This window comes from Zhihengliuella alba (genome assembly GCF_039538765.1).
GTDB classification, from domain to species: Bacteria; Actinomycetota; Actinomycetes; order Actinomycetales; family Micrococcaceae; genus Zhihengliuella; species Zhihengliuella alba.
The window spans coordinates 49,057-62,085 of the sequence record NZ_BAABCJ010000007.1; the positions used below are offsets into that span (position 1 = coordinate 49,057).

11 protein-coding genes and 1 tRNA gene are annotated in these 13,029 nt (G+C 70.8%); 8 read left to right on the top strand and 4 right to left on the bottom strand.

The genetic code is table 11. The annotated features are described in order from the left end of the window. The first annotated feature begins 217 nt into the window (after positions 1-217). Both ABD784_RS12980 and ABD784_RS12985 read left to right on the top strand, forming a co-directional pair. Positions 218-958: a response regulator transcription factor gene (locus ABD784_RS12980; protein ID WP_344885472.1), complete on the top strand. Its 741-nt coding sequence runs from the start codon at positions 218-220 to the stop codon at positions 956-958. Next, on the top strand, positions 955-2,478 hold the full coding sequence (locus ABD784_RS12985) for a sensor histidine kinase (protein WP_344885474.1): 1,524 nt from the start codon (positions 955-957) through the stop codon (positions 2,476-2,478). The genes ABD784_RS12980 and ABD784_RS12985 overlap by 4 nt, the downstream gene beginning before the upstream one ends. 36 nt (positions 2,479-2,514) lie before the next feature. On the opposite strand, the gene upp is transcribed toward ABD784_RS12985, so the two are convergent. Continuing rightward, the gene (gene upp, locus ABD784_RS12990; RefSeq protein ID WP_344885476.1) at positions 2,515-3,153 is read right to left on the bottom strand and encodes a uracil phosphoribosyltransferase; all 639 of its coding nucleotides are present in this window, start codon (positions 3,151-3,153) and stop codon (positions 2,515-2,517) included. Positions 3,154-3,211: 58 nt separating this feature from the next. On the opposite strand from upp, the gene tadA reads away from it, so the two are divergent. Continuing rightward, the gene (tadA, locus tag ABD784_RS12995) at positions 3,212-3,694 is read left to right on the top strand and encodes a tRNA adenosine(34) deaminase TadA (RefSeq protein ID WP_344885479.1); all 483 of its coding nucleotides are present in this window, start codon (positions 3,212-3,214) and stop codon (positions 3,692-3,694) included. A gap of 105 nt (positions 3,695-3,799) precedes the next feature. Continuing rightward, positions 3,800-3,890, top strand: a tRNA-Ser gene (locus ABD784_RS13000). Positions 3,891-3,952: 62 nt separating this feature from the next. On the opposite strand, the gene ABD784_RS13005 is transcribed toward ABD784_RS13000, so the two are convergent. The 3 genes from ABD784_RS13005 to ABD784_RS13015 form a co-directional block, all read right to left on the bottom strand. Beyond that, positions 3,953-4,912 (bottom strand): carbohydrate ABC transporter permease, encoded by a 960-nt coding sequence (locus tag ABD784_RS13005; RefSeq protein ID WP_344885482.1) that lies wholly within the window; start codon positions 4,910-4,912, stop codon positions 3,953-3,955. Further along, positions 4,909-5,880, bottom strand: a complete 972-nt coding sequence (locus tag ABD784_RS13010; RefSeq protein WP_344885485.1) for a carbohydrate ABC transporter permease — start codon at positions 5,878-5,880, stop codon at positions 4,909-4,911. Before ABD784_RS13010 ends, ABD784_RS13005 begins: the two co-directional genes overlap by 4 nt. 94 nt (positions 5,881-5,974) lie before the next feature. Next, positions 5,975-7,312, bottom strand: a complete 1,338-nt coding sequence (locus ABD784_RS13015; protein WP_344885488.1) for an ABC transporter substrate-binding protein — start codon at positions 7,310-7,312, stop codon at positions 5,975-5,977. 193 nt (positions 7,313-7,505) lie between these two features. Here ABD784_RS13015 and ABD784_RS13020 point away from each other — a divergent pair, with 193 nt between their 5' ends. From ABD784_RS13020 to ABD784_RS13035, 4 genes are all read left to right on the top strand, one after another. Continuing rightward, on the top strand, positions 7,506-8,510 hold the full coding sequence (locus ABD784_RS13020; protein WP_344885491.1) for a LacI family DNA-binding transcriptional regulator: 1,005 nt from the start codon (positions 7,506-7,508) through the stop codon (positions 8,508-8,510). A gap of 322 nt (positions 8,511-8,832) precedes the next feature. Then, a complete protein-coding gene (locus ABD784_RS13025; protein WP_344885494.1) occupies positions 8,833-10,818 on the top strand; it encodes a BCCT family transporter in 1,986 nt (661 codons plus the stop codon). 84 nt (positions 10,819-10,902) lie between these two features. Beyond that, positions 10,903-11,361: a 23S rRNA (pseudouridine(1915)-N(3))-methyltransferase RlmH gene (locus tag ABD784_RS13030; RefSeq protein WP_344885497.1), complete on the top strand. Its 459-nt coding sequence runs from the start codon at positions 10,903-10,905 to the stop codon at positions 11,359-11,361. Positions 11,362-11,406: 45 nt separating this feature from the next. Continuing rightward, on the top strand, positions 11,407-12,681 hold the full coding sequence (locus ABD784_RS13035) for a hypothetical protein (protein ID WP_344885500.1): 1,275 nt from the start codon (positions 11,407-11,409) through the stop codon (positions 12,679-12,681). Positions 12,682-13,029: the final 348 nt, after the last annotated feature.

Consider the following 13,029-nt stretch of genomic DNA (forward strand, 5'->3'; position numbering starts at 1 on the left):
TTCAACGCCCCTCCCACTGACACTCAGCCGTGCCGAGGGTCCATCGATAGATCTTTATGAGCATCCTTGTATAACTATTCACAAGTATTCAGCTGTTCACACGGCAGATTCCCAGCCCCCGCCGCTTGACTCGGCCCTGGCGCCGTGCCGCCGCTTTCACAGCCGCGTCACAGCCCGGCCCTAGATCCGCCCTACGTACCGGGTGCACAGTTGGACCATGAATCCCGAACACTTCGCGCCGCACCAGCTCCCGCGGCTGCAGCACCCGGACGGCACCCCGGTCCGGGCCCTGGTGGTCGACGACGAGCCGTCGCTGGCCGAACTCGTGAGCATGGGCACCCGCATGCTCGGCTGGGACGTGCGCACCGCCGCGGACGGGCCCGGCGCCGTCGCGCTGGTCAAGGAGTTCACCCCGGACGTCCTGGTCCTCGACTGGATGCTGCCCGGCTTCGACGGCCCGGAAGTGCTGCGCAGGGCCCGCGCGCTGCTGCCGGACCTGCCCTGCCTCTTCCTCACCGCCAAGGACGCGCAGGAGGACAAGATCGCGGGCCTCGCCACGGGCGGCGACGACTACGTCACCAAGCCCTTCAGCCTCGAGGAGGTGCTGCTGCGCCTGCACCGGCTCGTGGAGCGCTCCGGCGTGGCCGCCAGCGACGCCGCTGAGCTCGTCGTGGGCGACCTGGTGCTCGACCTCGACCTCCGCGAGGCCCGCCGGGGCGGCGAGTCGATCGCCTTGACGGCGACGGAGTTCGATCTGCTCCGGTTCCTGATGGAGAATCCCCGCCGGGTCATGAGCAAGCGGCAGATCCTGGACAACGTGTGGGACTACGACTTCGGGGGCCAGGCGAACATCGTGGAGCTGTACATCTCCTACCTCCGCAAGAAGATCGACGCCGGCCGCGAACCGCTGATCCACACGGTCCGCGGCGCGGGCTACGTCCTGAAGCCCGCCTCGTGACCCACGCGCACGGCACCCCGCCGCGCCCGGCGTCCCCTCCCCCGGCCCCGCCGCGCCCGCTCTCCCTGCGTTCGCGCATGCTGATGGCGCTGCTCGGCATGCTGGCCCTCGTCTGCCTGGGCATCGGCGTCGTGACCTACTCGGCGATGTCGAGCCAGCTGCACGATCGGCTGGACCAGGACGTCGCCCAGGCCGCCGAGCGCTCGGCCGCCCACCTCTCGCAGTCGGGCCAGGCCGATCCCCTGCGGGCTCCCGGGCAGGCGTCGGGCACCCTGAGCTTCCTGCTGCTCGACGACCGGCTCGGAGTCGGTGGAGTGCTGGACTCCACCACGGGTGAACGGCGCACGGTCTCGGCCCTGTCCGCGGACGACGCCGAGGCCCTGCTGGAGACGCCGGCGGACGGACGCGCGCACTCCCTGCAGCTCAGCATCGGCGGCTACCGCGTGGTCGCACTCGACCTGCGCGGCACCACGCTGGTCACCGGGCTGCCCACCGCACCCGTCCAGTCGACCCTGGGCCAGCTCGCGTGGACCATCACCCTGGTATCGGCGGCGGGCCTGGCGGGCACGGGACTCGTCGGCTCGCTGATCGTCCGCCGCTCGCTGGAACCACTGGAGCGGGTGGCGTCCGTGGCGGACGGCGCCGCGCGGCTGCCCCTGGAGGCCGGTCCCGTGGAGCTGGCGGACCGGGTGCGGGCCGTCGACGCCGTCCCGGGGACGGAGGCCGGGACCATGGGGGCGGCCCTGAACCTCCTGCTGGACAATGTCGCCGCGGCGCTGCAGGCCCGGCAGCACTCGGAGGAGAAGCTGCGCAGGTTCGTCGGCGACGCGTCGCACGAGCTGCGCACGCCACTGGCCGCGATCCGCGGCTACGCGGAGCTGGTCGGAGCCACCGAGCACCTGAGCGACGACGGACGGGCCAGCATGAACCGGGTGGTCGAGCAGAGCCGGCGGATGGGCTCCCTGGTGGACGATCTGCTGCTGCTCGCCCGCCTCGACTCCGCGCGCGGCGGCTCCGCTCCGGCGACCCCCGACGACGACGTCGACCTCTCCCGGCTCGTCGCCGAGGAGACGGCGGACTTCAGGGTGACCGCTCCGGGGCACCAGTGGCGCCTCGAGCTGCCGCCGGACCCCGTCGTCGTGCGCGGACAGACCGCGCAGCTGCGGCAGGTGGTGGCCAATCTGCTCTCCAACGCCCGCAAGCACACACCGGACGGGACGGAGGTGACCGTGTCCCTCCGCATCGCGGCGGCCGGTGCCTCCGAGGGAACGACGGCGGCGCTCTCCGTGGTGGACGACGGCCCGGGCATCCCCGCCGACTTCCTGCCGCACGTGTTCGAGCGCTTCGCCCGCGCCGATGCCGCACGCTCGGGCGGGGAGGGCACCACCGGCCTGGGGCTGCCGATCGTGCAGGCGATCGTCGAGGCGCACGGCGGCGGCATCGACGTCGACAGCCGGCCCGCGGATGTCGGCTCGCCGGGCTGGACCCGGTTCGAGGTGCGGCTGCCGCTGGCCCGGTGACCCGGGCGCCCGGGCACCGGGTGGCTGGGTGGCTGGCTAGTGCGCCAGGCCGTAGAGGCGGTCGCCGGCGTCGCCGAGGCCCGGCACGATGTACGCCTTCTCGTCGAGGCGCTCGTCCAACGAGGCGAGGACCACGTGCAGGCGCTCGACCCCGCCGTGGGCGTCCTTGAGCCGCTGCAGCCCCTCGGGGGCGGCGATGAGGCAGATGCAGGTGACCTCGTCGGCCCCGCGGTCGAAGAGGAACTTGATGGCCTCGATGAGCGTCCCGCCCGTGGCGAGCATGGGGTCGAGAACGAAGACCTGGCGTCCCGTCAGGTCGGCCGGCAGGCGCTCCGCGTAGGTGACGATGTTGAGCGTCTCCTCGTCGCGGGCCATGCCGAGGAAGCCGACCTCGGCGGTCGGCACCAGCCGCGTCATGCCCTCGAGCATGCCGAGGCCCGCCCGGAGGATGGGCACCACGAGCGGCGTCGGCTTGGCGAACGCGGTGCCGGTCGTCGTCGCCACGGGCGTCTCGACCTCGACCTCGACGGTGCGGACCTCCCGCGTCGCCTCGTAGGCCAGGAGGGTCACCAGCTCGTCGGTCAGCTGCCGGAAGACCGGCGAGGGGGTGGTCTTGTCGCGGAGGACGGAGACCTTATGGGCGACCAGCGGGTGGTCCACAACCTGTACACGCATGCTCCAAAACTACCAGCAGGGACCCGTGCAGGGAGGGCCGCTCCACTAGGCTGGGGGCGTGATCTCGCGCGCCTCCCTCCACGATGCGTGGATGGGCCTCGCCCTCGACGAGGCCCGGGCGGCCCTGACGACAGCGGACGTGCCGATCGGCGCTGTCGTCCTCGGCCCGGACGGGTCGGTCATCGCGCAGGGGCGCAACCGCCGCGAGGCCGACGGCGATCCGACGGCGCACGCCGAGGTCGAGGCGATCCGCGCGGCCGCCGCCGCCCTGCGGGGCACGGGGAACGACGACGGGTGGCGGCTGACGGACTGCACGCTCGTGGTGACCCTGGAGCCCTGCGCCATGTGCGCGGGCGCCATCGTCCTGGCCCGGATCCCGCGCGTCGTGTTCGGCGCCTGGGACGAGAAGGCCGGGGCCGCCGGCTCGGTGTTCGACGTCCTGCGCGAGCCCCGGCTCAACCACTTCGTGGAGGTCCATGCCGGCGTCCGCGAGCAGGAGTGCGGCGACCTGTTGCGCTCCTTCTTCCGGGACATGCGCTGACCCGGGCCCGATCCGGGGCCCGCTGGCGCCGCGACTGGCGCGTCGGACAGCACGGGAGTGCCGATTTGAGCGGATCGGACGCGCTCCGGTACAGTAGTCCAGTCTGGTGACGTGTCCGAGCGGCCGAAGGTGCAACACTCGAAATGTTGTGTACGGTAACCCCGTACCGTGGGTTCAAATCCCACCGTCACCGCCAGCCGAGAAGGCCCCGAGATCTCATCTCGGGGCCTTCTTCGTGTGCTCTTCTGCGGGTGCGGGCTACCCCTTCGCCGAGCCCGCGAGCAGGCCCCGGACGAAGTACCGCTGGAGCGAGAAGAACACGATCAGCGGCACCACCAGGGAGACGAACGCACCGGCGGTCAGGCGCGCCCAGCTCTGCCCGCGCGAGCCGGCCAGCTCGGCCAGTCGCTGCGTGAGCGGCGCCGTGTCCGGCGTGCCGGAGGAGAACACCAACGCCACGAGCAGGTCGTTCCAGACCCAGAGGAACTGGAAGATCGCCACGGAGGCCAGCGCCGGCATCGCCAGCGGCAGCACCACCTTCAGGAAGATCTGCCCATGCCCCGCGCCGTCGACCCGGGCCGCCTCGATGACATCGCGGGGGATCTCCGAGATGAAGTTGTGCAGCAGGAACGTCGCCAGCGGCAGCGCGAAGATCGTGTGCGCGATCCAGACGGGCAGGTACTGCTGGTCGGGGATGATCGGGATGACATCGCTGATCGAGCGCATCGCCGGGTGCAGGAAGGCCACCGTCATCTGCAGCAACGGGATCAGTGCCAGCTGGAGCGGGACGATCTGCAGGGCGAAGACGAGGATGAACAGCGTCGAGGAGCCCTTGAACTTGATCCACGCGAACGCGTACGCGGCCATGGCCGCGAGCGCCAGGGGGAACAGCGTCGCCGGGATCGCGATGAAGAGCGAGTTGATGAAGTACTCCCCGAGCTGCGGCGCGGAAGCGGACCCGGAGAGGAGGACCTCCTGGTAGTTCTGCAGCGAGAACCCGGGATTCTGGAAGACGGTCCACCAACCGGTGGACTCGATCAGGTCCGGCTCCCGGAACGAGGAGAGGAAGAGACCGAACGTCGGGATGGTCCACAGCACGGCGATGATCAGCGCGATCACCGAGGCCACGCGCGAGGTCACCCGCTTCTTGACGCGGCCCGCCTTGGCCTCCACTTGGCCCCGTTCGACGGGTGGCGTGGGTACGGCTACCTGGGTCATCGGATCTCCCTCTGCTTCCGGAGCACGCGGATGTTGTAGACCACGATCGGCGTCACCATGAGGAACAGGATCAGCGCCAGGGCCGCACCGCGGCCCGGCTCACCGGCGCGGAAGGCCTGCGTGTACATCTCGTTGGCGACCACCGATGTGTCGAAGTTGCCGCCGGTCATCGTGCGCACGATGTCGAAGACCTTGAGTGTGGCGATGGTGATGGTGGTGACCACGACGACGATCGAGGACTTGATCCCGGGCACCGTCACGTTGAAGAACCGCTGGACCGGGGACGCGCCGTCCAGCTCGGCGGCCTCGTGCTGCTCGACCGGCACTCCCTTGATCGCGGCGGAGAGGACCACCATCGCGAAGCCCGTCTGGATCCAGATCATGACGACGATCAGTGCGAGCGTGTTCCAGGGCGAGTTCTGCAGGACCTGCTGCGGCTCTCCCCCGAGCCACACGATGACCTGGTTGACCAGGCCGTACTGCTCCCGGCTGGGGGAACGGTAGGCGTACATGAACCGCCAGATGATGCTGGCCCCGACGAACGAGATCGCCATCGGCATGAAGACGAGCATCTTGTAGTACTTCTCGCCGCGGGACTTGTCGATCAGGACCGCGTAGACGAGCCCGACGACGGTGGAGACGGTCGGCACCAGGAGCACCCAGAGGACCGTGTTCCACAGCGTGTTCAGGGCCTGCGGCTGCGTGAACATCCAGACGAAGTTGTCCATGCCGTTGAAGGCACCGGTCCGGTCCGTGAACGCCATGAAGCTGGTGCGGATCGCCGGGTAGACGAGGCCGATGGCCAGCAGGAGCATGGCCGGGCCGAGGAAGAGGGCGAGCTGGATGAAGTCCTTGCGCCCCCGTGAACTGCGGTCGAGGAAGAAGAGGATCAGTCCGAAGACGGCGATGAACGCGGCGATGCCGGTCGCGAACTGGAGGATCTTCCCCATGAGGTCGAGTGAGGTCATGTTGTCTCCGTTCTTCGATGGGCGGACGGCTCGTGCCGCCCGCCCATCGAAGCTGAAGGGGGCGCCGGGCAGTCCCGGCGCCCGCGGGTTCGATCTACGGCCAGCTGCTCTCGACCTGCTTGAGGACGGTCTCGGACTCGGCGCCGCTGATCCAGTCGACCATGGCCTTCCACAGCGACCCGGCGCCCACTGCGCCCGGCATGAGATCGGATCCGTCGAACCGGAACGAGGTCTCGGGGTTCTGCAGCATCTCGATCGAGTCGACGAGGAGCTGGCCCGAGGTCTCCGCCGCAGCCGGGTCCACGCCGCTGTTCGCCGAGATGACGCCGCCGAGGGAGACCCGCTCGTTGGCCCAGGTGTCCGAGGCGAGGAACGTCTGGACGGCCGTGATGGCCTCCGACTCGCGGAAGGCGCCGACCAGCTCGCCGCCGCCGGTGACCGCGGGTGCTCCCTCCTCGACCCCCGGCAGCAGGAAGGCGTAGACGTCGCCGTCCTCGGCGATGGTCGTGCCCTCCGGCCAGAAGCCGGCGTAGAAGGAGGCCTGGTGATGCATGGCGCACTCGTCGTCGAGGATCGGCAGGCCCGCCTCGCCGAAGTCGGTGCCGGCGATCGTCGAGACGTCGCCGAAGCCGCCGTTGACGTAGTCGGGGTCCTTGATCAGCGCGCCGACGCGGTCGAGGGCCTCGACGATGCGCGGGTCGTCGAACGGGATCTCGTGGTTGACCCACTGGTCGTACACCTCGGGCCCGTGGAGCCGGAGCACGTAGTCCTCCAGCCAGTCCGTCCCCGGCCAGCCCGTGGCCTCCTGCGAGCCGAAGCCGACGCACCACGGCTTGTTGCCGTCGGCGGCGATCTGCTCCGTCAGCTCGTCCACCCCGTCGAGCGTCGTGGGCACCTCGTAGCCGTTCTCCTCGAAGAAGGCCGGCGAGTACCAGACGTAGCCCTTGATGTTGGCCATCAGCGGAGCCGCGTAGAACTCGTCCTCGACCGTGCCGTAGCCCTTCCAGTCCTCGCTCCAGAACTCGTCGACGTTCGCCTCGACCGACTCCGCGGCCGGAACGAGATGCTCCTGGGCGACCATCGTCGCCAGCAGCCCGGGCTGCGGGAAGAAGGCCAGGTCCGGTGCGTTGCCACCCTGGGCGCGCACGTTGATCTGCGTCTCGAACTCCCCCGAGCCCTCGTACTCGATGTCGATCCCGGTGCAGGACTCGAAATCGGCCCACGACTCGTTCAGCAGGTCGGCCTCGACGTCGATGATCGAACCGTAGGCCGAGACGGTCTCGCCCTCGAAGGTTCCGTACTCCTCGTACTGGGCGCAGTCCGTATCACCTCCGGCCTGCGGATCCGTGTCCCCCACGCAGCCGGTCAGGGCGAGCGACGCGGCGCCCACCACCCCCAACGACAACGCGGCTCTGCGATGTGTGTGCTTCACGTGAACTCCTGTGATCGAAATGCCATCGGAACGCTGACCAGCCGCCCGTGCAACCGGTTCCACTGGTACCGTAACGTAGATCACACGGACTCCCAAGGGTTCGTTCAAGGTTTTCGGCTACGGTTCGGTCACGACGGGGCGGGAGGGGCCCTCCGCGGTCGGCGCCGTTCGAGCAGATCGGAGAGACGACCTCATGGTCACCCTCGCGGACGTCGCCCGGCGGGCGGGCGTGTCCAAGTCCACCGCTTCCCGAGCCCTCTCCGACGGCCGCGTCTCGGCCGCCACGCGCGAGCACGTCCTCCGGATCGCCGCCGAGCTGCACTACGTCGCCTCCCCCGCAGCGGTGAGCCTCGCCACCGGGCGCACGGGGACCATCGGCGCGATCGTCCCCGCCTTCGACACCTGGTACACGGCCACGCTGATCCGGGGCATCGCCCATGCGGCGCTGCGGCACGACTTCGACCTGCTGCTCTTCGAGCTCGGCGAGCACGGCGAGCACCGCGACCGGGCGTTCGACCACTTCCGCAGACGGCGGCATGTGGACGCCGTCTTCTCCGCGAACTTCGCCCTCACCCGCCGGGAGGTCGGGGCACTCCGCGACCTCGGCATCCCCGTCGGAGCCATCGGCGGCCCGACCCCGGGCATCCGCACCTGGTGCCTGGACGACGAGGCCGCCGGCCGCCTGGCCACCCAGCACCTCCTCGGCCGGGGCCACCGGGACATCCTCTTCGCCGGCGGGCGGCCCGAGGAGCCATTGGCGATGTACGTGGCCGAGGAGGCCCGCCATGCCGGGTATCTCTCCGCGCTCCGCAGCGCCGGACTCGCTCCCCGCCCCCGGCGCGCTCTGCTGCCGACGGTCGCCGCGGCCAAGGAGGACGCCGCCGCCGCCTTCGCCGCCGATGACCGCCCGCGGGCCGTCGTCGCCGCCAGCGACGAGATCGCCATGGGCTACGTGCTCGCCGCCCGCGAGGCGGGACTGTCCGTCCCGGCGGACGTATCGGTCGTCGGCGTGGACGACCACCCGCACGCCGCGGCCTTCGACCTCACGACGGTCCAGCAGGACCCGGCGGAGCAGGGACGGCTGCTCATCGACTGGCTCGCCGGCGAGATCGACGAGCCCTCCGGCGAGCGCCAGCACACGGCGCTGGCGCCGGTGCTCGTGGCCCGCGGCTCGGTCGGCCCGGCACCGGCCGCCTGACCGGCCGGCACCGGGGCCCCGCGACGGCGCGGGCCGTGATCCGCATCACCTCTATGCGTGATAACGATGACGCGTCGATCCGCGCCTCGACCCCCGGCCCGGCGGGGATCCAGCCGCGTCGGCGACCGCCACGGGTCGGCGGCTGGGCTAATCCCGTGGCATGGATCACTGCTAGGGTCTGGGGCTTGTCCGGCGCGGAAGCCCCCGAGGGGCCGGTACCGCGCCCTTCACCGGGATCCTGCGAGGCTCCGCAGAGCTACGCCGTGCCCCGCGCCAGCGTGCGGGCCGCCGGACTGACCTGTCCCCGATCCGAGGAGTCACCGTGGACGCACCACGGCCAACCGACCACCCCGTCCAGCCCACCGCCGCGACCCGTTCCGGGCGCCCGGAGGCGGCGGAGAGCTACCCGCACGACATCCATCCCGGGCTGGTGCCGGGCATCGCCGTCGACGAGCAGCGCGTCCGTTACGGGACCGACAAGGCGGTCTTCGGCGTCGCCGCCGTGCTGATCGTCGCCTTCATCATCTGGGGCGTGACCAACACGGCCTCACTCGCAGCCGTCTCCGCGGCCGCGTTGAGCTGGGTCGTCCACAACACCGGGTGGCTGTTCAACCTCCTGGTGGCCATCGTCCTCGTCTTCCTGCTCTATCTCGCCTTCAGCCGCTACGGCCGCATCCCGCTCGGCCGCGACGGCGAGGCACCCGAGTACAAGACGTTCTCGTGGATCTCCATGATGTTCTCCGCCGGCGTGGGCATCGGGATCTTCTTCTTCGGGCCCTACGAGCCGCTGCTGTACTTCATGAGCCCCGCGCCCGGCGTCGGCACGGACCCGGAGACTCTGGACGCCATGCACAAGGGCATGGCCCAGACGCTCTACCACTGGGGCTTCCATGCCTGGGCGCTGTACTCCCTCGTGGGCGCCGCCGTCGCCTACGGTGCGTACCGCCGCGGCCGGGTGCCGCTGATGAGCTCCATCTTCACGCCGATCTTCGGCCGCGACCGCGTCGCCGGCTGGCAGGGCAAGACCATCGACATGCTCGCGATCGTGGCGACGCTCTTCGGCACGGCGGCGTCGCTGGGCATCGGCACGCTGCAGATCGGCCGCGGCGTGGAGATCGTCGCCGGGATCGGCCGGCTCGGCAACGGGCTGCTGGTCGCGATCATCGCCATCCTCACCATCGCCTTCGTCGCGTCCGCCGTGTCCGGCATCGGCCGGGGCATCAAGTGGCTCTCCAACATCAACATGACGGTGGCGTTCTGCCTGGCGCTGTTCATCTTCGTGGCGGGCCCCACGCTGTTCCTGCTGAACTTCCTGCCGTCGGCGGTCATGCAGTACTTCACCGACTTCTTCCAGATGATGGGCCGCAGCGCGTCCTGGGGTCCGGACGCGGCGGCCTTCTCCGAGTCGTGGACGGTCTTCTACTGGGCCTGGTGGGCCTCGTGGGCGCCATTCGTCGGCATCTTCCTGGCCCGCATCTCGCGCGGCCGCACGCTCAAGCAGTACTTCCTGGCCACGCTCGCCGTCCCGTTCATGGTCTGCGTCCTGGCCTTCGGCACCTTCGGCGGGGCCACGATGTGGCTGCGGGCCAACGGGAATCCGCAGATCACCTCGGAGTCCTCGCCGCAGGACCTACTCTTCGACGTGCTGCACGCGCTGCCGCTGGGCGAGATCACGCCGTTCGTGGCCATGTTCTGCATCGCCGTCTTCTTCATCACCTCGGCCGACTCCGCGTCCCTGGTGATGGGCACGCTCTCCCAGCGGGGCAACCCGGCCCCGGACAAGAAGGTCACGGTCTTCTGGGGTCTGGCCATGATGGGCATCGCGGTGGTCATGCTGCTCGTCGGCGGAAGCGATGCCCTGAGCGGCCTGCAGAACCTGATCATCGTGTCCGCCCTGCCGTTCTCGGTGATCCTCCTGCTGATGATGGTGGCCTTCTTCCGGGACCTACAGACGGACCCCGCGGCCATCCGCCGCGAGTACGGGATGACGGCCCTGGAGAACGCGGTCCGCAGCGGCATCGACGAGCACGGCGACGATTTCGCCCTGGTGGTCGAGAAGGCTCCCGACGGCGAGGGCGCCGGCTCCGAGTTCGACTCCTACGCCGACGAGGTCACGGAGTGGTACCAGCGCACCGATGAGGACGGGAATCCGGTGGACTACGACTACGGGAAGGGCGAGTACGCCGACGGCTGGACGCCGGAGACCGGGGCCCTCCCGACGGTCGACACAGCGCGCGCCGACGCGACGGGGACCGGCGACGACGGACGCCGCCCCGACGGCGATCCGGAGCGCGAGCTCGCGCGGTAGACACCTCCGTCCACCGTCCCACGGCACCACGGAGGGCCGGCCGTCCGTTCCTGGATGGCCGGCCCTCGATGGAAGACTGGACCCATGGCAATACGGGTGTTGGCGATCGGCAAGAAGCACGAGTCGTGGGTGCGCGAGGGCATCGACCGCTACGGGCAGCGCATGAAGAAGCCGTACGACGTCGCCTGGCAGCTCCTGCCGCACTCGTCGCGGGAGGCGGACGCGGCCCGGGCGGAGGAGTCGGAGCGGCTCCTGGGGCGGATCGCCGCCCAGGACTACGTGGTGCTGCTCGACGAGCGCGGGCGGAACGTCGACTCGCCGACGCTCGCGCGGACCCTGCAGCAGCAGTTCGACACCGCCAGGCCGGTCACCGTGGTCATCGGCGGGGCCTACGGTGTGGACGACTCGGTGCATCGGAGGGCGGACTTCGTGTGGAGCCTGTCCAAGCTCGTGTTCCCGCACCAGCTGGTGCGGCTGGTCCTCGCCGAACAGCTCTACCGGGCGCAGGAGATCTCGGGCGGCCGTCCGTACCACCACGTCTGACCGCCTCACAGAATCCGTCCAGTCGGGCCCGCTAGAAAAGACGCCATGCCGCGCAGAGACCTCACCCGCTTCGCCGACCTCCCGCACCACAGCTTCGGCTCCGTCGCGGAGTTCCTGGCCGCCCCGGTCCCGGACGGGATCCTGACGATCGACTACCACGGCTCGCCCCTGGACCTGCTCGTCCAGCGGCGCCCGGGCGCCGACACGACGCTCGTGCTCTTCCACTCGGCACTCTCCCCCAACATGCAGACCCTGCCGGTCTTCAGCGGCCTCGGCGTGACGCGGGGGCTGGACGTGAACGTGGTCTGCGTGGCGGACCCGAGCCTCGAGCTCGACGACGAGCTCAACATCGGCTGGTTCTCCGGCAACAGCCGCCAGCCGCTCCAGCAGGATCTGCCGGGCGTCCTGCGGCACGTGGTCGAGGGGCTGGCGGCGGAGCACCTGGCCTTCTTCGGCACCTCGGCGGGCGGATTCGCCGCCCTGCTCTACGCCGCCCACTTCCCCGGCTCCCTGGCGGTGCCGGTCAACCCGCAGATCATCCTCCGGGACTTCTCCGACGTCGACGTCCTGTCCTACGGCCGCTCCGCCTTCGGAGCCCCCGACCTCGCCGCTGCACGGACCGCCCTGACGGAGCGGATCTCCGGCGACCTGCGCGAGACGTATGCCGGCCGAGGGGACGTGACCATCGGCTACGTCCAGAACCTGCGCGACGGCCGGCACTTCTGGCGGCACCTGAGCCACTTCATGCTGGCGGTGCAGGACACCGCGGACCTGCTGGTCCTCGCCGACGACTGGGGGATGGGACACGTACCCCCGCCGAAGAGCGTCAATCGCACCATCCTCGAGACCGTCGCCGGGGCGCGCGGCGACTGGGCGGCGGCGCTGGGGCGCCTCGGCTTCCGCGGCGGCCTGACCTTCGAGGACCTCAAGGAGGCGCGAGCCGCCCTCCCGCCGACGGAGGCCGCGGCGCCCGCGTCCGCAGCGCCGGGCCCGACCGACGCGCCGCCTGCCGCCACCGATCGTGCCGCTACCGCTCCCGCGCCCGCAGGGGCTGCCACCGCCGCTGCCCCGGCCGCTCCCCCGGTGGCCACCGCGGGCTCCGGCGCGTTCCCGGGGCATCCCCGGCGCGCGGCCTCCCGATGCGCGTGGAGGATCGGGCGGAGGATCGCCTCACTGCTGCCGGAGCGGATCCGGCCCCGGGCAGCAGCGGTGGCCCGGGCCGCGGCGCGCCAGGGGCGGGCCGCTGCCCGATCGGCCCGCGCCTGCCTGCGCCGGTGCGCCGCGTCGGTCAGGGCCTCGGCCGGGCGCCGCACCCCGTAGCCGCTTCCCCTAGCCGCACCCCGTAGTCGCACCCCGTAGTCACACCCCGTGGCCGCATCCCGAGAAACAGGGAGAGCGGTCGCGCAACACGGCGTGCCGGACCGGAGCTTCGGGTACGGTAAAACCACTAGTGAGCAAAACCTTCAGCGCAGGCCCCCAGCGAGGTGAAGAGTATGTTCCACCGCAACGCACGCTCGGCCGTCCCGGCCCGCACGGCACGCCGTGACACCGGGACGCACGATGCCGCCCTCGATGCCGCCACCGCAGGCGTCGGCGTTCGGATGGACGCCCTCCGGGTCCCGGCCGCACCGGGGGCCGCCTCACCAGGACCCGCCGGGCTGGAGGTCG

Coding starts and splice junctions, on each gene's coding strand:
- ABD784_RS12980 (WP_344885472.1), top strand. CDS start 218: ATGAATCCCGAACACTTCGCGCCGCACCAGCTCCCGCGGCTGCAGCAC.
- upp (WP_344885476.1), bottom strand. CDS start 3,153: ATGCGTGTACAGGTTGTGGACCACCCGCTGGTCGCCCATAAGGTCTCC.
- ABD784_RS13005 (WP_344885482.1), bottom strand. CDS start 4,912: ATGACCCAGGTAGCCGTACCCACGCCACCCGTCGAACGGGGCCAAGTG.
- ABD784_RS13010 (WP_344885485.1), bottom strand. CDS start 5,880: ATGACCTCACTCGACCTCATGGGGAAGATCCTCCAGTTCGCGACCGGC.
- ABD784_RS13020 (WP_344885491.1), top strand. CDS start 7,506: ATGGTCACCCTCGCGGACGTCGCCCGGCGGGCGGGCGTGTCCAAGTCC.
- ABD784_RS13030 (WP_344885497.1), top strand. CDS start 10,903: ATGGCAATACGGGTGTTGGCGATCGGCAAGAAGCACGAGTCGTGGGTG.
- ABD784_RS13035 (WP_344885500.1), top strand. CDS start 11,407: ATGCCGCGCAGAGACCTCACCCGCTTCGCCGACCTCCCGCACCACAGC.